The following is a 19,108-nucleotide window of genomic DNA, read 5'->3' as shown; positions in this document are numbered from 1 at the left end:
CGGGAGGCACTGCCCAAAAAGGGTGACTCGTTTGACTGTCGATCCAAACATATCCTCCCGTATCAATCTGATGCGTATCCTGCTGATCTCCGGCATACTCTTCGTCCATGTGCCGCACGATCCCGGGACCAGCCCCTTCCTGGGGCTGAATGGTTTGTTCGATTGGCTCAGGGTTTTCCTCGGGGATAGCCTGTTCCGTATCGGCGTGCCGTGCCTCAGCGCGATTTCCGGCTACCTGCTGTTCCAGCGTGGCTGGGAGACGTTTGACTATGCCAAGACGCTTCGCTCCAAGGCGAGGACTGTCCTGGTGCCTTTCCTGTTGTGGAACCTCGGTCTGCTTGGGGCCGTGCTCGTCGTCCAGCCCATGGACATCGGTGTTGGGTATTTCCCTGATCTCTGGAACCTCTCAACACGGGAATTCCTGAACAACGCATTGGCCACGGAAGGGCTGCCGATCAATGTTCCTCTCTACTTTCTGCGCGACCTGATCGTCTGCATCATCTTGTCGCCGATCCTTGCCATGTCGGTGCGGCGCTTTCCGGCAGCGACGCTTGGCGTGCTGTTCCTGCTGGCGATCACTCCCGCATTGATGCTCGGCATCGTCCTGAAGAAATCGATCCTGTTCAGCTTCACCCTCGGCATCTTCCTGGCGCTCCATCGGGTGGATCTCAAGGTTGCGGACCGGTATGCGGGGTTGGGTACGGCAGCAATGCTCGGCGCCGCTCTGCTGCTGTCCATCGGCCTCTATTGGACCGGCCCGGATTTCCCCTGGCCTCTCGACATGGCGCGCAGTGCGCTTTCGATTGTCGGCGCCGGTGGCTTCTGGCTGATGTCGGCGATCGTCATCCGTTCCTGGGCCGGCCAGCGGCTTGCCGCCACCGGAAGCCTGAGCTTCTGGATGTTCTGCGCCCATTACCCGCTGCTCGTCCTGATGTGGATGGTGTGGAACCGGGTGGCAGGCGATGCCCTTTATCCCGTCTTCTACGCGGCCGCTGCCGTCGGAAGCTTCCTCATTCTTTTTGTCAGCAACCGTCTCTTCTCGCGCAGATTGCGCGGTCTGTATGAGGTGTTGACGGGCAGCCGCGGTCGCAAGGCCAAGCTTTCGGCCGCCGCCAGCTCCCACTCACCCGCCGGGGCCAACCATCCCGGCGAACCCGTAATGACGCAACAGCATAGGTGAAACATGACGGCCAAGGCCAGACAGATTCAACTAACCTGCCAGGTTATCATCGCTGCCGCGGTGTCTGGACTTCTCTCCCCCGCAGCACACGCCCAACAGGGTGCTGCGGGTCAGTCCTTCGTGGAGAACTTCGACAGCCTCGATCGTTCCGTCTGGTACGTCTCGGACGGCTGGAACAACGGCAAGCACCAGAACTGCACCTGGTCGAAGAAGCAGGTGAAGGTCGAAGGCGGCGCCCTGCAGCTCGGCTTCACCGGAGACAAGACCGGCGACCGCGACTTCGCCTGCGGCGAGATCCAGACCAAGGCGCGCTTCGGCTATGGCACCTATGAGGTGCGCATGAAATCCGCGACGGGCTCGGGACTCAATTCGGCGTTCTTCACCTATATCGGCCCGACCGACAAGAAGCCGCATGACGAGATCGATTTCGAAGTACTCGGCAAGAATACCGGCCAGGTCCAGCTCAATCAGTATGTTTCCGCCAAGGGCAACAACGAGAAGCTCGTGCCGGTCGCCGGCGGTGCGGACAAGGGTTTCAACGACTATGCCTTCATCTGGGAGGAGAACCGCCTCCGTTACTTCGTGAACGGCAAGCTCGTCCACGAAGTAACGGACAAGACGAAGATTCCGCAAAACCCCCAGAAGATCTTTGTCAGCCTCTGGGGAACCGACACGCTCAAACAGTGGATGGGCGCATTCTCCTACACCCAGCCGACCTCGATGACCGTCGACCGGATCTCCTTTACCGCGATCGGCGAGAAATGCCGCTTTCCTGAATCCGTGCTCTGCACGCTCGGCTGAGCCGCCTTGGCGGCTCGACAATGGAGTTGGACGATTTGACTTTGAACGTTCTCTATCTCGCGCATGACATGGCCGACGCGGCCATCCGGCGGCGCGTGCTGACCTTGAAGGCCGGCGGTGCGACTGTCACCGTCGCGGGCTTCGAGCGCGGCTCGAACGTGCTTGCCGACGAGCGGGATGTGACGACCGTTTCACTCGGGCAGACGGCGGACGGGCGTTTCGCACAGCGCATCGGAGCGGTTCTTGCCGCCCGCATGAGGCTGAAGCGGACGCTGGCTGATATCGCCGTGCCCGACGTCATCATCGCCCGCAATCTGGAGACGCTGGCGCTTGCCGGACGTGCCGCGTCCATCTTCAGCCGCCAGGTTCCGGTCGTCTACGAGTGCCTCGATATTCACCGCCTGCTTCTCGACGAGGGAATGAAGGGCCGTCTGATGCGCCAGGCGCAGCTGTTTTTCGGCCGCCGCGCCAGCCTGCTGATCACCAGCTCCCCGGCTTTCGTGGAAAATTTCTTCAAGCCGCGTTCCGGCCTCGACCTGCCGGTTCTGCTTCTGGAAAACAAGGTGCTTGCCCTCGAGCCGGAACCGGTTTCCGGGCCGCTCCACCCCCGTCCACCGGAGCCGGGCAAGCCTTGGCGGATCGGCTGGTTCGGGGCGATCCGCTGTCGCAAGTCGCTCGATATGCTGATCGATTTCGCGGCCCGCATGGACGGGAAGGTCGAGATCGTGTTGCGCGGCCGCCCGGCTTACAGCGAGTTCGACGATTTTGATGCGAAGGTTGCCGCCGCCCCGCATGTCGAGTTCCACGGCGCCTACCGCAATCCCGAGGACCTTTCTGCGATCTACGGCGATGTACAGTTCACCTGGGCGATCGATTTCTTCGAGGAAGGGCTGAACTCCAGCTGGCTGCTGCCGAACCGGCTCTATGAAGGCGGGCTGTACGGCGCGGTTCCGATCGCGCTTGCAGGCACCGAGACCGGCCGCTTCATCGGCAAGCGAGGCATCGGCCTGGTGCGCAATCAGGTGACGGCGGAGGCCCTCGAAGCGCTGTTCAACGAGATGACGGAAGCGCGCTACATCGACCTCTTTTCTCGGCTTGCCGCCGTCGAGCGCTGCCAGTGGGTGACCGGACCGGCGGAATGTCGCGCCCTTGTCTCTCGGCTCGCCGCCCTACATCCCAACGTCCCGTCGCCGGCCGAAATGCCGGCTGTTTCAACCCTGCAATCGTGAGGTGGAGTATGGTTTTGCGTTCTCACTCCAATGCCCAGATGTCCGAGATCCGGACGCTTCTGGTGATCCCGTGCCTCAACGAAGCGGCGACGATCGCGCCGCTGTTGCACAAGCTGAATGGCCAGCGCGGCGACATGGACATGCTGATCGTCGTCGCCGACGGCGGCAGCCAGGACGGCACGACGGACATCGTCCAGGGACTTATCCCGGAAATCCGTGACCTGGTGCTTATCGGTAACCGCAAGCGCATCCAGAGCGCTGCCATCAATCTCGCCGTCGACCGTTTCGGCGAGGATCGCGACTTTCTCATCCGCATTGACGCGCATGGAGACTATCCGGACGATTACTGTCAGACCCTGCTGCAGGAGGCAGTCGAGATGGATGCCGATTCTGTCGTGGTCGGCATGGAGACGATCGGTTTCGGGACTTTCCAGAAGGCGACCGCGGTGGCGCAGAATTCCAAGCTCGGAAACGGCGGTTCGAAACATCGCGCCGGCGGCGGCGGCGAATGGGTCGATCATGGCCACCACGCGCTGATGCGGATTTCGGCGTTCCGGGCCGTCGGCGGCTATGACGAGAGTTTCAGCCACAATGAGGATGCCGAACTGGACTTCCGGCTGCGCGCAGACGCTTTCCGGATCTGGATGACCGGCAAGACCTACATGACCTATTATCCGCGCTCTACCGCTTCGGCGCTGTTCCGGCAATATCTGGCCTACGGCCGAGGGCGGGCGAAAAACCTCGTCAAGCATCGGTCCATTCCGAAGCTCCGTCAGGCCATCCCGCTGGCAGTCGCGCCGGTCGTCCTCGGCGCGCTGCTTGCACTTCTCTATTGGTGGGCGGCCGTGCCGGTGGTGATCTGGGCCGCGGCCTGCATCGGTTACGGCTTCTGGCTCGCGGTCGGGCAGAAGAACCCATATGGACCGCTCGCCTCGCTCTCCGCGATGATCATGCATTTCGCCTGGTCGGCCGGCTTCTGGCTGGAACTGATCGGCATCCGCCCACGGAGGATCGCTTGATGGCGGCAGAGGAAAGGCCGTTCCGTATCGATATCGGTATCTGCACCTACCGGCGTCCCGAACTCGCCGAAACGCTGATCTCGCTCTTCGAGATTGCCGTCCCGGCCGGCGCGGAACTGCGCCTGATCGTTGCCGATAACGATGCGGGCCCGAGCGCAAGCGGGCTGGTGGATGGTCTGCGGGCGCGTTCGCCGTTCCCGATCCGTTATGTGCATTGCCCGAAGTCGAATATCTCGATCGCCCGCAATGCCTGCCTCGCCGAAAGCGATGCGGACTACCTTGCCTTTATCGACGACGACGAGACGGCGGAGCCGGAATGGCTGGCCGGACTGATGGCGATGGCGAGGAGCACGGGTGCGGACGCCGTTCTTGGGCCGGTCCGGGCTGTCTACGGAACGCAAAGCGCCGACTGGATGCGCAAGGGCGACTTCCATTCGACGATGCCGGTCTGGGTCGATGGACAGATCAGGACCGGTTATACTTCGAATGTTCTGCTTCATATGCGCTCGCCGGTCGTCGCGGGCCGCAGGTTCGCGCTTTCGCTCGGCCAGAGCGGCGGCGAGGATACGCATTTCTTCACCGCACTGACCGATGCCGGCGGCCGGATCGCGTTTGCGCCGGATGCGGTGGTCGAGGAACTGGTTCCCGAAAAGCGGGCCAGCTTCTCCTGGCTCGCCAAGCGCAGGTTCCGTTCCGGGCAGACGCATGGGCGCATCCTTGCGACAAAGAATTCCGGCCTCGGCCGGATCAAGCAGACTGCGCTTGCTGCGCTGAAACTCGGTTATTGCCTGGGGGCGACGGCGGCAACCATTGCCTCGCCGGTCATTCGTACTCGCTACGCTCTTCGTGCGGCACTCCATGCCGGCGTGGTCACGGGCACGCTCGGCATCCGCGAGATCCGCCAATACGGAGCCGCCGAAGCCACATGACGATGCATGATATGCAGGCCCCGGATTTCCAGCCCGACGTGAGCTTTGTGATTGCGGCTTACAATGCCGAGGAGACGCTCGCACGCGCGATCGACAGTGCGCTCGCCCAGATCGGCGTGACGCTCGAAGTGATCGTCGTCGACGATTGCTCGACGGACGGGACGCGGGCAATCGCGGAAGGTTATTCCGATCAGCGGGTCAGGCTGATTGCCCAGGCGGTGAACGGCGGGCCGGCTGCGGCTCGAAACGCCGGACTCGCGGCGGCCAAGGGCCGTTGGGTCGCCATTCTCGATTCCGACGACACGGTCTATCCCGTCAGGCTTTTGACTATGCTGGAGCGGGCAGAGGATGCGAAGGCGCAGATCGTCGTCGACAATCTCGACGTCATCCCGTTCGACCATGGCGAGCCCCATGCGATGTTTTCCAAGGAGGCGCTGAGGCGGCGGTCGATGCTGACGCTTGCCGATTTCATCGGCTCGAACGTGATTTTCCAGTCGACCTTCAACTTCGGCTACATGAAACCGATCTTCGAACGCGCATTTCTCGTCGAGCACGGGCTGCGTTTCGACGAGGCGCTGCGGATCGGCGAGGACTACCTGCTGCTTGCTTCTGCCCTGGCGAGCGGTGCGCGATGCGCGATCGCGCCGGAGATCGGATATGTCTACCACCTGCGCCAGGACTCGATCTCGCGCGTCCTGGAGCAGAGTCATCTGGATGCGATGCTGGCCTCCGATCGCGCTTTTCTCGCCCGCTACAAGCTGGATGCGGAGGCCTCGGCTGCCCAGCGCAGGCGCACCCGCAGCATCGTCGAAGCGGGTTCATTTCTCACGCTCGTCGACGAAATCAAGAAGGGTTCCGTCGGCGGCTTCCTGAAAACGGCAATCGAAAACCCACGTGCGCTCCGACTTCTGCGCATGCCGATTGCCGTTCGCATGCGTCGGCTGGTGAAACGGCCGACGTCAACTGAAAATCCGATCAATAGGGCGGGGGCGCCCTCAGAAAGGACGAAGGAATGGACATGAAAAGACCAGTTCGAAAGGCGGTGATACCCGTCGCAGGCAACGGCACTCGGTTCCTGCCGGCCACCAAGGCCATGCCGAAGGAAATGTTGACGATCGTCGATCGGCCCGTCGTTCAATATGCGGTCGACGAAGCCATGCAGGCGGGAATCGAGCACATCATTTTCGTGACCAGCCGCAACAAAACCGCGATCGAAGACTATTTCGACAGCGCGCCGGAGCTCGTCGCGACGCTGACCCGCGCGGGCAAGACGGTCCAGGTTACCCAGCTCGAAAAGATGCTGCCGGTCGCCGGCACAGTCAGCTATACGCGCCAGCAGGTGCCGCTCGGGCTTGGTCATGCGGTCTGGTGCGCCCGCGAACTGGTCGGCAACGAACCTTTCGCGCTGCTCCTGCCCGACATGGTTTCCTACGGTCCGCAGGGCTGCATGGCCGGGCTGATGGATCTCTATGAAGAAGTCGGCGGCAATGTCTTTGCAGTCGAGGAATGCGCACCGGAAGAGACGTCGAGCTATGGTATCGTGGGTGTCGGCCATAGCGTATCGCATGGTTTCGAGGTGACGGAGATGGTCGAAAAACCAAAGCCTGCCGAAGCACCGTCCAATTATTACCTGAATGGGCGTTATATCCTGCAGCCGGAAATCTTCGAGTTGCTTGCCCGGCAGGAACGCGGCGCCGGTAACGAAATTCAGCTGACGGACAGCATGCACAAGCTTGCGCAGGTGCAGCCGTTCCATGCGCATCCTTACCAGGGACGCACATTCGACTGCGGCAGCAAGCGCGGCTTTATCGAGGCGAATGTCGCCTTCGCCATGCTTCGCCAGGATATGGGGGCCGAGATTTACGCCTCCATCAAGGAACTGATGATGTCGCACGAAACGCGGGTCAAAGCCGCCTGACGCGCATTCAAATCATACGAGACGGATGGCGGCAATCCGCCATCCGTCCCCCAAAGCTCCAGAAAGCGGGCCCTATGGATCAGGTAAACTTCCGACCGAGAACGATATTCCCGAGCGAAACGCGGGATAACGATACGTTCATCGATCTCGATAAGCTCTGGGCGGCTGCGATCCGTCGTTCGGGGATCGTCGTCGTCTGCCTCATCGCCACCGTTGCCCTTGCCGGGCTCTACCTGGTGATGGCGCAGCCGATCTACACCGCCCTGACGCAGATCCTCATCGACGAGAACCTTTCCCGTTATGCTGACGACCCGCAGGACAGCCAGACGGCCCAACAGATCGACAACCGCATGTCGAGCGCAGTCGAGATCCTCAAATCCAAGGCATTGGCGGTGAGGGTGGTAGACAAGGCCAAGCTCGATCAGAACGAGACGGTGGTCAATCCGCCGCAGTCGCCGGTCGATCTTGCCAAGGGCGCCATCCGCAGCGTCGTCGCGCTTCTGACACCCGGCAGTCCGCCGGCTTCCGAAGAGGATATCCGGATGGGCCGGCGCGAAAAGGCGGCGGCCGTCCTGCAGCAATCGCTGACCGTGGAGCGTGTCGGCCGCAGCTCGGTGATCGCGCTGTCCGTTCGTTCGCCGGATCCGCAGCTTGCCGCGATGATCACGCGGACCTACGCGGAGTCCTACCTCACCGAACAGCTCAACGCCAATTTCGATGCAACGGAGCGGGCTTCGCTCTGGCTGCAGGAGCGCCTGAACGATCTCAACAGCCGGTCGCAGCAGGCCTCGCTTGCCGTCGAGCAATTCAAGACCCAGCACGGTCTGGTTTCGCCGCGCGGCGAACTCCTGTCGACACAGCAGCTTTCGGATCTCAACAGCCAGCTGATCGTGGCGCAGGCCGATGCAGCGACCGCTTCGGCACGCTATAACCAATATCAGGCGATCATCGACAAGGGGCCTGACGCGGCCGTTCAGAATGCCGTCATTTCGGCTCGCGATACCGACAACACGGTCATTCAGGACCTCCGGAAGCGTTACATCAACATTTCCGACCGCGAGCAGGGCATCATCCAGCAATTCGGCGCCAACCATCCGCAGGCGGTCGCGCTCAAGACGGAAAAGAGCGAGCTCGCGCAGCAGATCTATCGCGAGCTGCAGCAATTGACCGGCAGCTTCCGCAACGTATTCGAAGTGGCGAGTTCTCGCGAAAAATCGCTGCGTGAGAGTATCGACCGGGTCGCGGGCCGCAATTCGGAAGCGAATGTCTCGATGGTCCAGCTCCGTGAACTGGAGCAGAGGGCGGCGGCGCTGAAGACGCTCTATGAATCCTATCTCGGACGCTTCGAAGAAGCGACGCAACGGCAATCCTTCCCGATCGCCAAGGCGCGCGTGATCTCCGATGCCGGTCTGCCGACGGCCCCGTCCAGCCCGCGCAAGACGCTGACCATGGCGCTCTCCATCGTGCTTGGCCTGCTGATCGGCGGAGCGGCGGCAACGCTCCTGGAATTCCGCGAGCGGTTCTTCCGGACAGGCGACGATGTGCAGGAGAAACTGGGTCTTCGCTTCCTCGGCTACCTGCCGAAAGTGAGCGGCGCCAGTGCGGAGGAAACGCCGCCGCCGGCACCGACCGACGCCGAAGCGGCGGGAGCACCTCCCGGCAACCCGATCTCGTTCCGTCGCTTGATGCGGGTCGCGGTCGAGGCGCCGCGGTCTCAGTTCGCCGAGACGCTGCGCAATGCCAAGCTTGCATGCGATATCATGCTGCAGGAGCGGAAGTGCCGGGTGATCGGCGTGGTCTCCTGCCTGCCGGGCGAAGGGAAATCCATGGTCGCCGCCAATTTCGCCGGGCTGATTGCCTCGACGGGCGTTCGCACCCTGGTGATCGACGCCGACCTGCGCAATCCGGGTCTCAGCCGCATGCTGGCCTCGGAGCCGGAAGTCGGACTGGTCGAAGTGGTGCTCCAGCAGACGCCATGGACCAATGCGGCACGTGTCGACCGCCGGTCGCGCCTGACGATCCTGCCGATGACGACGCGCAGCAAGCAGCTCGCCCATACGAGCGAACTTCTCGCTTCTTCCGGCATGAGCCATTTCCTCGAAAGCATCAAGGATACGTTCGACGTCATCGTCGTCGATCTGGCTCCGCTCCTGCCGGTGATCGATGCCAAGGCCTTCGAGCCCTATGTCGACGGTTTCGTCTTCGTCACCGAATGGGGCGTCACCCCTGCGAAGGCGGTGCAGTCCATCATCCGGTCCGAACCGCAGATCGCCTCGAAAACGGTGGGCGTGATCCTCAACAAGACGGAGATGTCGGAATTGCACCGCTATGCCGATCCGGGCTCGCCGGAGCGGCTGCACAGCAGCTACGTCTCATATTACAAGGAAGGTTCGGCCTCGGCGCCACGCTGACCTGTGATCCAGCTGACCTGTGATTAAAGGGGCGGTTTTTTACACCGCCCCTTTTTCGTCAGGCGCTTGCCGCGGCCTGGTCGTTCCAATGCGTGCAATCGGCGAAATCGACCTTGCGAAATACGTGGCCGATGCCGATCAGCACGGGTTCGTCGATGCCGATCTCTGCCATGGCCGCAGCCATGTCGCTCAGCCGTCCGGCCCAGCGCCGCTCGTTCGGCCGGGTCACGGCGCTGACGATCACGACCGGCATGTCGTGCGTCATGCCGGCGTCCGTCAGCTTGCTTACGATCTCGCCCGCCGTGCGTCCCGCCATGTAATAGATGGTCGTGGTTCGCGGGTCGGCGAGGCTTTTCCAGTCCAGATTGTCCGGCAGCATGCCCTTGCGCGAATGGCCGGTGACGAAACGAACGCCCTGCGCATGGTCGCGGTGGGTGAGCGACACGCCGAGCCGCGAGGCCATGGCGCTCGCCGAAGTGATGCCCGGCACGACGTCGACGGGGATGCCTTCGCGTTCCAGGCAGGCGATTTCCTCTCCGGCGCGGCCAAAGACCATCGGATCGCCGGATTTCAAGCGGACGACACGTTTGCCCGCCTTGGCGAACTTCACCAGCATGTCGTTGATGTCTTCCTGGCGGCAGCTTACCCGGCCACCGCGTTTTCCCACCAGCATCCGTTTCGCCTCGCGGCGCGCGAGTTCCAGCACCTCGTCGGAGACGAGATCGTCGAACAGGATGACGTCGGCCGCCTGCAGGGCACGCACCGCCTTCAGCGTCAGAAGTTCGGCATCGCCGGGGCCTGCGCCGACAAGGGTGACACGGCCCTTCTGGGCCGAGGATGCGACGCGGCCGGCATCGGCGAGGATTGCGGCTTCGCTGCCCGATCCCGGTTCGCTGCCGAAGGCGCGGTCCACGAAACGTTCCCAGAAGGCTCTTCGCTGCGGGCCGGGCGCCAGGCGGTCGTTGATCTTTTCCCTGAGCGACTGGGCGAGTTCCGCCCAAGTTTTCAACGAGGCCGGCAGCAGGGTCTCGATACGACGGCGGATCGCCTGCGCCAGGATCGGCGCCGCGCCATCGGTTGAAATGGACACCACGACCGGCGAGCGGTTGACGATCGAACCGAACTGGAACTGGCAGAAGGAGGGTTTGTCGATGACATTGACCGGCACGCCGGCCGCGCGGGCAGCGTCGAAAAATGCCTGCGCCTCGTCCTCATCGTCGCAATCCGCAATCGCGATCGCTGCGCCCGCGAAAATCGAAGCGTCCCACACGTTTAGATGATGGATAAAGCGGCCCTGCGGATGTTCCGCCCCGCGTTCGATCAGCTTTTCGAATGTCTCGGAAAGCCTGTCCGCATAGACATGCACATTGGCGCCGCAGGCAGCGAGCAGCTCGGCTTTCCAGGCGGCTGCATCCGACCCGCCGGCAACGATGACGGGCCGGCCTTCGAGCGCCCAGAAGACCGGGAGCTTCGCAAGCGGCGCCATGCGGGCGCCGCGATCGGGAGATGCTTCATTCCGCAGCTGCTGCAAGACATCCATCGATGATCCCCCTGATTTCAGCGCGGCAGGAGCCGCAATTGGTGCCTGCATTGGTTGCTTTCCCGACCGCCTCGACGCTGTGACAGCCGCCTCGCACGGCGCCGATGATCCGGTTTACGCCGACCGAAAAGCAGGAGCAGACGGTGGCGCCGGGATCCGGCTGGTCGGCTCCGGGTCGTCCGGCAACGATCGCAAAGCGCTTGCGCAGGTCGGTATGTTCGGCGGCAAGCTGGCCGATCGCCCAATTGCGCGCGACGGCGACCGGCTCGTTTGCGAGAAAAAGAGCGGCGAGCAGCTTTCCGCCGTCGAAAAAGGCGAGGCGCAGGTCGCCGGACTGGTGGTCGGCATAACCGAGAGGCTCGATCTCGGCCGGAATGCCGAATGCTCCCCGGCACCAGGTCACCCAGTCCTCGACCGGGTCCGCGAACGCGAGCTCGATCCGCCAGCCGCCATCGGCCTTGGCGAGCGCCCAGTAGTCCGCCTGGGGGTTCAGGGGTTTCGAGGCGGAAACGGCAAAGCCGTAGAGGCAAGCGGCGAAAGGCCGGGCGGCGATCCCCATGTTCTTCGACGCCGGTTGACCTGAAAACGGGTCGGTGACGGGTGCGACCAGCGCATCGATGCGTGCTTTTGCGGCGAACTGGTCGTTCCAGTGCATCGGCACGAAGACGTTTCCACGGGCCTGGCGTTCGGTGACCAGCGCCCGGACGATTGCCTTGCCGTGGGGGCTTTCGAGTTCGACCAGGCCGGCGCCGCGAATGCCGAGTTCCATCGCATCGCGCGGATGGAGCTCCGCAAAGGGCTCGGCGATATGGCCGGAAAGCCTGGCACTTTTCGCCGTTCGCGTCATCGTATGCCAGTGATCGCGGATGCGGCCGGTGTTCAGCGTCAGCGGGTATTCTTCATTGGTGCGGTCGGTCGCTGGAGCCAGGACGGCGATGAAACGTGCCTTGCGATCCGGATGGTAGAAGCCGCCATCGGCGAAAAAGCGCTTGTCGCTATCCCCGAGGGAAGGATTTTCCAGCGGAGCAGGCCACTGAAAGGGCGCCAGTGCATCGTATCCCTCTTTGCCGATTTCGACACACGCTGCGATATCGAAATCCCGGCTGCCCTCATTCTCGAAGGCCGAAAGTGCGGCATGTTCGGCGAAGATCTCAGCCGCAGATCGATAATCGAAGCCGTCAAAGCCCATGCGCCGGCCGACCTCCGCCATCTGCCACCAATCGGCCTTGGCTTCGCCGGGTGCGGACAGAAACCAGCGCTGGCGGGAGATGCGGCGTTCCGAATTGGTGACGGTGCCGTCCTTTTCGCCCCAGCCGACCGAGGGCAGCAGGACATGCGCGTGGCGGGCCGTATCGGTGTCCCGGAGAATGTCGGAGACCACCACGAAAGGACAGGCCTTGATGGCAGCCTCGACCGCATCGGCATCCGGCATCGAAACGACGGGATTGGTGGCCATGATCCACAGCGCCTTGATCCGCCCGTCGGCGACGGCGCGGAACATGTCCACGGCCTTCAGGCCCGGCTTTTCGGCAATCCGCGGCGAGGCCCAGAAACGCTGCACGCGGTCCCGATCGTCCGCGCTCTCGATCGCCATATGGGCGGCGAGCATGTTGGCGAGACCGCCGACTTCGCGGCCACCCATGGCATTCGGCTGGCCGGTCAGCGAAAAGGGGCCGGTGCCCGGCCGGCCGATGCGGCCGGTCGCCAGATGGCAATTGATGATGGCGTTGACCTTGTCCGTACCCGACGACGATTGGTTGACGCCCTGGCTGTAGCAGGTGACGACCTTTTCCGTCGTCTCGAACAGGTGAAAGAACTCGCGAAGCTGCATCGCCGGCAGGCCTGTCCGCTCCATCAGTTCGGTGAAGGAAAGCGCGGAAGCGGCGGCAAAGGCTTCGCCGAACCCTTGCGTGTGCGCGGCGATATAGTTCTGGTCGATTGCCGGGCTTTGCGCGAGGTGGGCGAGCAGGCCCATGAACAGCGCCACGTCGCCATCCGGCCGGATGCCCAGATGCAGGTCGGCGATATCGCAGGTCATCGTCCGGCGCGGATCGATGACGACGATCTTCATGTCCGGCCGCGCGGTCTTGGCCGCTGCGAGCCGCTGATAGATCACCGGATGACACCAGGCGAGATTGGAGCCGGTGAGGATGACCAGATCGGCGAGTTCGATGTCCTCGTAGGTGCCGGGAACGGTATCGGATCCGAAAGCGCGGCGGTGGCCGGCGACGGACGAAGACATGCAAAGCCTGGAATTGGTATCGATATTTGCCGAGCCGATAAAGCCCTTCATCAGCTTGTTGGCGACGTAGTAGTCTTCGGTCAGCAACTGGCCGGAAACGTAGAAGGCAACGGAATCCGGTCCGTGTTCGGCGATGGTTTTCGAGAATTCTTCGGCGACGAGATCGAGCGCCTCGTTCCAGTCCGTCTGCCGGCCGAGGATCTCGGGGACGAGTACCCGGCCGTCGAGATCCACGGTTTCTGCCAGTGCCGATCCCTTGGAACAGAGCCGGCCGAAATTGGCCGGATGCTCGGGATCGCCTTTGACCGTTACGGCGCCGGAGTCCGCCACTGTGGCGATGACGCCGCAGCCGACGCCGCAATAGGGGCAGGTCGTCCTGGTGGTGTTTCCACCCGCCTGCATTTCCGTTTCCAGAAGACCCGCCCCCATCGGTTCACTCCGCCGGAACGCCGGCTGGATTGCCGATATGGCTGGGCGGGACGCTCTGTTTGCTCTTCTTGCGGCCATGGGTCGAATAGAGGGTGAGGCCGACGAAGGTGAGGCCGCCGACAAGATTGCCGATGACGGTCGGGATTTCGTTCCAGATCAGGTAATCCATGATCGAGAACTTGCCGCCCAGCAGCAGGCCGGAAGGGAACAGGAACATGTTCACGATGGAATGTTCGAAGCCCATGTAGAAGAACAGCATGATCGGCATCCACATGCCGATGACCTTGCCGGACACGGAGGTCGACATCATCGCGGCGACGACGCCGGTCGAAACCATCCAGTTGCAGAGAACGCCGCGGACGAAGAGCGTCAGCATGCCTGCCGCGCCGTGCGCCGCATAACCGAGGGTGCGGCCTTCGCCAATATGACCGATCCTCTGGCCGACTTCGTTTGGTGCCTCGCTGAAGCCGAAGGTGAAGATGATCGCCATCATCACCGCAACAAGGAAGGCGCCGGCGAAATTGCCGACGAAGACGAGCGTCCAGTTGCGCATCACGCCGCCGGCGGTCACACCCGGCCGCTTGTCGATCAGGGCGAGCGGTGTAAGCGTGAAGACGCCCGTCAGGAGATCGAAGCCCATGAGGTAGAGAAGGCAGAAGCCGACCGGAAAGAGGATGCCACCGGCGAGAGCGTTGCCGGTCTGCACCGTGATGGTGACGGCGAAGGCGGCGGAAAGCGCAAGAATGGCGCCCGCCATGAAAGCCCGGATCAGGGTGTCGCGCGTGGACATCAAGACCTTTGCCTCGCCGGCATCGATCATCTTCGTCACGAATTCAGTGGGATGCACATAGGACATTTTTTCTTGTCTCCCTAGAGTAGATCGTCGGTAAGGGCCGCGCCGATTATTCGGCTGCGGCCAACTGTTCTTCGAGTGCCATGAAGATGTCTTCGCCGCGCAGTTCGAGCCGGATGGTCCGGACCGAGCCTTCGTCGGCGCCGAGCGCCTTGCCGGTTTCGAGCGAAATCACCCAGTTGTGCAGCGGACACGTCACCGAAGTGCCGTGCACGATGCCCTGGCTGAGCGGCCCACCTTTGTGGGGGCAGTGATCCTCGATGGCGAAGACCTGGTTTTCGGCGGTGCGGAACACGCCGATCTTGCCTTGGGGCGTTTTCACGCAGCGCGCGCCGCGGAGCGGAATGTCGGTCAGCTTGCCGATCGCGATCCAGTTCATGCTCATCTCCTCACTCGGCTGCATGCGGGTAGCCGACCGTCGCCATCGGCCGGAACTCGTGTTTGTCCTTGCCGGAGACACGCTCCGACCACGGGTCGACCTGGGCGAACTTCTGGGAGAAGACGAAACGCTCGTAATAGGCCTCGCGCTTCTCCGTATCAGTCATGATCTGCCGGCGGATTTCGTCGAGGCCGATGCGCTTCGCCCATTTGTAGATGCGCTCGAGATAACGACCCTGTTCGCGGTACATCTGCGTCAGCGCGACGATGTATTCGAGCGCCTCGTCCTCGGTCTTCACCAGTCCGAGCACTTCGGTGCCCTTGATGTCGAGGCCCGCGGCGCCGGCGAAATGGATCTCGAAGCCCGAGTCCACGCAGATGACGCCGATATCCTTGCAGGTCGCTTCCGCACAGTTGCGCGGACACCCCGAGACGGCCAGCTTCAGCTTGGCCGGTGTCCAGGAGCCCCACATGAATTTCTCGATGCGGATGCCGAGGCCGGTCGAATCCTGCGTGCCGAAGCGGCACCAATCGGAGCCGACGCAGGTTTTTACCGTGCGCAGGCCCTTGGCATAGGCCTGGCCGGAGACGAAGCCGGCCTTGCCGAGATCGGCCCAGACGGCGGGCAGGTCTTCCTTCTCGATGCCGAGAAGGTCGATGCGCTGGCCGCCGGTGACCTTCACCATCGGGATCTCGAACTTGTCGACGACGTCGGCGATCGCCCTCAATTCCTGCGAATTGGTGACGCCGCCCCACATCCGCGGCACGACGGAATAGGTGCCGTCCTTCTGGATGTTGGCATGGACGCGTTCGTTGATGTAGCGCGACTGGTAGTCGTCGGCATATTCATCCGGCCAGTCGCAGACGAGATAGTAGTTGAGCGCCGGGCGGCATTTGGCGCAGCCGCAGGAGGTCTTCCATTCCAGCTCCTGCATGACCGCCGGGATGGTCTTCAGGCCCTTCGCCTTGATCAGGCGGCGCACGTCGTCATGGCCGAGTTCGGTGCAGGTGCACATCGGCTGCACGGCCTTCGGATTGTAGGCATCGCCAAGTGTGATCGCCATCAGCTGTTCGACGAGGCCGGTGCAGGTGCCGCAGGAGGCGGAGGCCTTGGTGTGGGCACGCACGTCGTCGAGCGATGTCAGGCCCTTGGCGGTGATCGTCGAGGTGATCTTGCCCTTGCAGACGCCGTTGCAGCCGCAGATTTCCGCATCATCCGGCAAGGCTGCAACGGCCGCCATAGGGTCCAGCGGGGACCCTCCCTGGTAGGCCTGGCCGAAGATCAGCGTGTCGCGCATCTCCGAGATATCGGTCGCCTTCTTCTTCAGGTCGTTGAACCAGGCGCCATCGGAGGTCTCGCCGTAAAGGACCGTGCCGATGATGCGGTTGTCCTTCAGAACGAGGCGCTTGTAGATGCCGGCGGTGGCATCGCGCAGCACGATTTCCTGCCGGTCGTCGCCATCGGCGAAGTCGCCGAGCGAATAGAGGTCGATGCCGGTGACCTTGAGCTTTGTCGGCGTGTCGGAGTGCACGAAGGCCGGCTTCGTGTCGCCCGCCAGATGCGACGCCGCGATGCGGGCCATCTCGTAGAGCGGTGCGACGAGGCCGTAGACCATGCCGCCCACTTCGGCGCATTCGCCGATGGAATAGATGTCGCCGTCAGACGTCTGCATTCCCGCATCGACGACGATGCCGCGATTGACCGCGAGGCCTGCTTCCTTGGCGAGGCCGGCGCTCGGGCGGATGCCGACGGCCATGACCACCAGCGTCGCCGGGATGATCGTGCCGTTGTCGAGTTCGACGCCCTCGACCTTGCCATTGCCGATGATCTGTTTGGTATTGGCCTTGCAGATCACCTTGATGCCGCGTTCTTCGACGGCCTTCTGCAGCAGGTAACCGGCGGCCGGATCGAGTTGGCGCTCCATCAGCGTCGGCATCACGTGCAGCACGGTCACGTCCATCCCGCGCTGGGCGAGGCCGGCGGCTGCTTCGAGGCCGAGCAGGCCGCCGCCGATGACGATCGCCTTTTCGCGCGACTGGGCGGCGAGAAGCATGGCCTGGACGTCGTCGAGGTCGCGATAGGTGATGACGCCCGGCAGGTCCTTGCCCGGTACGGGGATGATGAACGGCACCGAGCCGGTGGCGATCACCAGCTTGTCGTAGCTTTCGGTGACGCCGTGATCGGAGGTAACGGTCTTCGCCGCCCGGTCGATCGCGACGATCTTGTGGCCCTTGTAGAGCGTGATGCCGTGGTCGATATACCAGCCGTCGCCATGGATGACGATCTGCTCGAAGCTCTTTTCGCCGGAAAGCACCGGCGAAAGCATGATGCGGTCGTAATTGACGCGCGGTTCGGCGTTGAAGATCGTGACTTCGTAGCGGCCGGGCGCCTGTTCGAAGAGATGCTCCAGCATGCGTCCCGGCGCCATGCCATTGCCGATGATGATGAGTTTTTCTGTCATTGTTCTTACTCCGCGGCTTCGACGAAGCGGTGGCGTTCGTAGAGGAATTTCAGGACTGCCTCGCGGCACTTGAGATAGGTGCGGTCGGAAGCCAGCTCGATGCGGTTGCGCGGGCGTGCGATCGGCACGTCGAGCACTTCGCCGATATGGGCGGCGGGACCGTTCGTCATCATCACGATGCGGTCGGAAAGCAGTACCGCTTCGTCGACATCGTGGGTGATCATCACCATGGTGTTGCCGAGACGGCTGTGGATCTCCATGACCGCGTCCTGCAGATGGGCGCGCGTCAGGGCGTCGAGGGCGCCGAAGGGCTCGTCGAGCAGCAGGATCTTCGGTTCCATGGACAGAGCCCGGGCAATGCCGACGCGCTGCTTCATGCCGCCGGATATTTCCGCCGGGCGCTTGTCCTTGGCGTGAGCCATCTGCACGAGGTCCAGGTTTTCCATGACCCAGTCATGCCGCTGCGCCTTGCTCTTGGTGCGGCCGAAGACTTTTGAGACGGCGAGGTTGACGTTTTCGTAGACCGTCAGCCAGGGCAGCAGCGAATGGTTCTGGAAAACGACGGCGCGTTCCGGGCCCGGTGCGTTGACCTCACGGTTTTCGAGCAGCACGGCGCCCGCCGAGACCGGTGTCAGCCCGGCAATGAGGTTGAGCAGCGTGGACTTGCCGCAGCCGGAATGGCCAATGATCGAGACGAACTCCCCTTTGGAGATCGTCAGGTTGATGTCCTTCAGAACCTCGGCGCGATTGCCGCCGCGGTCGAAATGTTTGTCGATATGATCGAGCTTCAGGTAGGCGTTCATGGTCCGCTCCTCAGTTTGCCGAAGCGCCGCGGGTGATGATCTTGCCGAGCGCGGAAACCAGCTTGTCGAGGGCGAAGCCGACAATGCCGATATAGGCGAGCGCGACGATGATGTCGGGCAGGCGCGAGGAGTTCCACGCATCCCAGATGAAGAAGCCGATGCCGACGCCGCCGGTCAGCATTTCGGCCGCGACGATGGCTAGCCAGGAGAGGCCGACGCCGATCCTGAGGCCCGTGAAGATGTATGGGGCGGCCGATGGCAGCATGATCTTGAAGAAGAATTCGATCTGGTTCAGCCGCAGCACCTGGGCGACGTTGCGATAGTCCTGCGGGATGTTGCGCACCCCGACGGCGGTGTTGATGATGACGGGCCAGATCGAGGTGATGAAGATCACGAAGATCGCAGAGGGGCTCGAATCCTGGAAGGCTGCGAGCGACAGCGGCAGCCAGGCGAGCGGCGGCACGGTGCGCAGAACCTGGAAGATCGGGTCGAGACCGCGCATCGCCCAGATCGATTGTCCGATGATCGCACCGACGATGACGCCGGTCACGGCGGCGAGGCCGAACCCGTAGGCGACGCGCTGCAGCGAGACCAGTACCCGCCAGCCGAGCCCGATATCCTGCGAACCGTAGACGAAGAACGGATAGGCGATCAGGTCATAGGCTTCCGTCCAGACCACATGCGGCGAGGGGAGCGAAGCATTCGGCGCCGAACAGAGGACCTGCCAGACGAGCAGTATCAGCGCCAGCACGATAACCGGCGGCACGACGTTGCGCAGCGTCGTCATGCCGATCTGCTTGAAATCGATCCTCGATACGGGCTTGCCGGAAAAGGGGACGATAGTTGCTGCCGGCTTTGCGGTAGCGACTGCGGAAACATTTTCTTTTTTTGCCAGGGCGGACATCTGCGCGCTC

Annotated in this window: 15 protein-coding genes; 8 read left to right on the top strand and 7 right to left on the bottom strand. The window is 62.8% G+C overall.

Annotated elements, in window-relative coordinates:
• The first annotated feature begins 31 nt into the window (after positions 1 to 31).
• The 8 genes from C5J24_RS18815 to C5J24_RS18785 all read left to right on the top strand — a co-directional run bounded on the left by C5J24_RS18815 (position 32) and on the right by C5J24_RS18785 (position 9,487).
• On the top strand, positions 32 to 1,180 hold the full coding sequence (locus tag C5J24_RS18815) for an acyltransferase (RefSeq protein WP_172724042.1): 1,149 nt from the start codon (positions 32 to 34) through the stop codon (positions 1,178 to 1,180).
• Between the two features lie 3 nt (positions 1,181 to 1,183).
• On the top strand, positions 1,184 to 1,981 hold the full coding sequence (locus C5J24_RS18810; RefSeq protein ID WP_105419971.1) for a glycoside hydrolase family 16 protein: 798 nt from the start codon (positions 1,184 to 1,186) through the stop codon (positions 1,979 to 1,981).
• A gap of 68 nt (positions 1,982 to 2,049) precedes the next feature.
• Complete coding sequence (locus C5J24_RS31955) at positions 2,050 to 3,210, top strand: glycosyltransferase (RefSeq protein ID WP_245446714.1); 1,161 nt, start codon at positions 2,050 to 2,052, stop codon at positions 3,208 to 3,210.
• Between the two features lie 8 nt (positions 3,211 to 3,218).
• A complete protein-coding gene (locus C5J24_RS31950) occupies positions 3,219 to 4,229 on the top strand; it encodes a glycosyltransferase family 2 protein (protein WP_172724040.1) in 1,011 nt (336 codons plus the stop codon).
• Positions 4,229 to 5,158, top strand: a complete 930-nt coding sequence (locus C5J24_RS18800; protein ID WP_105419969.1) for a glycosyltransferase family 2 protein — start codon at positions 4,229 to 4,231, stop codon at positions 5,156 to 5,158. The genes C5J24_RS31950 and C5J24_RS18800 overlap by 1 nt, the downstream gene beginning before the upstream one ends.
• Positions 5,155 to 6,180: a glycosyltransferase family 2 protein gene (locus C5J24_RS18795; RefSeq protein WP_105419967.1), complete on the top strand. Its 1,026-nt coding sequence runs from the start codon at positions 5,155 to 5,157 to the stop codon at positions 6,178 to 6,180. Before C5J24_RS18800 ends, C5J24_RS18795 begins: the two co-directional genes overlap by 4 nt.
• Positions 6,171 to 7,076: a UTP--glucose-1-phosphate uridylyltransferase gene (locus C5J24_RS18790; protein ID WP_105403095.1), complete on the top strand. Its 906-nt coding sequence runs from the start codon at positions 6,171 to 6,173 to the stop codon at positions 7,074 to 7,076. Before C5J24_RS18795 ends, C5J24_RS18790 begins: the two co-directional genes overlap by 10 nt.
• Positions 7,077 to 7,150: 74 nt before the next feature.
• Complete coding sequence (locus C5J24_RS18785) at positions 7,151 to 9,487, top strand: polysaccharide biosynthesis tyrosine autokinase (RefSeq protein WP_105403094.1); 2,337 nt, start codon at positions 7,151 to 7,153, stop codon at positions 9,485 to 9,487.
• Positions 9,488 to 9,545: 58 nt separating this feature from the next.
• Here the strand turns inward: C5J24_RS18785 and cysG are convergent, their stop codons facing one another.
• The 7 genes from cysG to ntrB are packed head-to-tail and all read right to left on the bottom strand — an operon-like array spanning position 9,546 to position 19,098.
• Positions 9,546 to 11,027 (bottom strand): siroheme synthase CysG, encoded by a 1,482-nt coding sequence (gene cysG, locus C5J24_RS18780; protein ID WP_105419965.1) that lies wholly within the window; start codon positions 11,025 to 11,027, stop codon positions 9,546 to 9,548.
• Positions 10,999 to 13,671, bottom strand: a complete 2,673-nt coding sequence (locus C5J24_RS18775) for a nitrate reductase (RefSeq protein ID WP_105420140.1) — start codon at positions 13,669 to 13,671, stop codon at positions 10,999 to 11,001. Before C5J24_RS18775 ends, cysG begins: the two co-directional genes overlap by 29 nt.
• Positions 13,672 to 13,702: 31 nt before the next feature.
• A complete protein-coding gene (locus C5J24_RS18770) occupies positions 13,703 to 14,554 on the bottom strand; it encodes a formate/nitrite transporter family protein (RefSeq protein WP_105419963.1) in 852 nt (283 codons plus the stop codon).
• Between the two features lie 46 nt (positions 14,555 to 14,600).
• Positions 14,601 to 14,936, bottom strand: coding sequence for a nitrite reductase small subunit NirD (gene nirD, locus C5J24_RS18765; RefSeq protein ID WP_105403091.1), 336 nt, complete (start codon positions 14,934 to 14,936; stop codon positions 14,601 to 14,603).
• 4 nt (positions 14,937 to 14,940) lie between these two features.
• The gene (nirB, locus tag C5J24_RS18760) at positions 14,941 to 17,391 is read right to left on the bottom strand and encodes a nitrite reductase large subunit NirB (protein WP_046634188.1); all 2,451 of its coding nucleotides are present in this window, start codon (positions 17,389 to 17,391) and stop codon (positions 14,941 to 14,943) included.
• Between the two features lie 5 nt (positions 17,392 to 17,396).
• A complete protein-coding gene (locus C5J24_RS18755) occupies positions 17,397 to 18,194 on the bottom strand; it encodes an ABC transporter ATP-binding protein (protein ID WP_105419961.1) in 798 nt (265 codons plus the stop codon).
• A 10-nt stretch (positions 18,195 to 18,204) separates the two neighbouring features.
• Positions 18,205 to 19,098 (bottom strand): nitrate ABC transporter permease, encoded by an 894-nt coding sequence (ntrB, locus tag C5J24_RS18750; protein ID WP_105419959.1) that lies wholly within the window; start codon positions 19,096 to 19,098, stop codon positions 18,205 to 18,207.
• Between the last annotated feature and the right edge of the window lie 10 nt (positions 19,099 to 19,108).

It is taken from the genome of Neorhizobium sp. T25_27, from assembly GCF_002968565.1.
In the GTDB taxonomy this organism is placed as follows: Bacteria; Pseudomonadota; Alphaproteobacteria; order Rhizobiales; family Rhizobiaceae; genus Neorhizobium; species Neorhizobium tomejilense.
This window is presented reverse-complemented; position numbering and strand designations above follow the sequence as displayed.

Coding starts and splice junctions, on each gene's coding strand:
- C5J24_RS18810 (WP_105419971.1), top strand. CDS start 1,184: ATGACGGCCAAGGCCAGACAGATTCAACTAACCTGCCAGGTTATCATC.
- C5J24_RS31955 (WP_245446714.1), top strand. CDS start 2,050: ATGGCCGACGCGGCCATCCGGCGGCGCGTGCTGACCTTGAAGGCCGGC.
- C5J24_RS31950 (WP_172724040.1), top strand. CDS start 3,219: ATGGTTTTGCGTTCTCACTCCAATGCCCAGATGTCCGAGATCCGGACG.
- C5J24_RS18800 (WP_105419969.1), top strand. CDS start 4,229: ATGGCGGCAGAGGAAAGGCCGTTCCGTATCGATATCGGTATCTGCACC.
- C5J24_RS18795 (WP_105419967.1), top strand. CDS start 5,155: ATGACGATGCATGATATGCAGGCCCCGGATTTCCAGCCCGACGTGAGC.
- C5J24_RS18790 (WP_105403095.1), top strand. CDS start 6,171: ATGGACATGAAAAGACCAGTTCGAAAGGCGGTGATACCCGTCGCAGGC.
- C5J24_RS18785 (WP_105403094.1), top strand. CDS start 7,151: ATGGATCAGGTAAACTTCCGACCGAGAACGATATTCCCGAGCGAAACG.
- cysG (WP_105419965.1), bottom strand. CDS start 11,027: ATGGATGTCTTGCAGCAGCTGCGGAATGAAGCATCTCCCGATCGCGGC.
- C5J24_RS18775 (WP_105420140.1), bottom strand. CDS start 13,671: ATGCAGGCGGGTGGAAACACCACCAGGACGACCTGCCCCTATTGCGGC.
- C5J24_RS18770 (WP_105419963.1), bottom strand. CDS start 14,554: ATGTCCTATGTGCATCCCACTGAATTCGTGACGAAGATGATCGATGCC.
- nirD (WP_105403091.1), bottom strand. CDS start 14,936: ATGAGCATGAACTGGATCGCGATCGGCAAGCTGACCGACATTCCGCTC.
- nirB (WP_046634188.1), bottom strand. CDS start 17,391: ATGACAGAAAAACTCATCATCATCGGCAATGGCATGGCGCCGGGACGC.
- C5J24_RS18755 (WP_105419961.1), bottom strand. CDS start 18,194: ATGAACGCCTACCTGAAGCTCGATCATATCGACAAACATTTCGACCGC.
- ntrB (WP_105419959.1), bottom strand. CDS start 19,098: ATGTCCGCCCTGGCAAAAAAAGAAAATGTTTCCGCAGTCGCTACCGCA.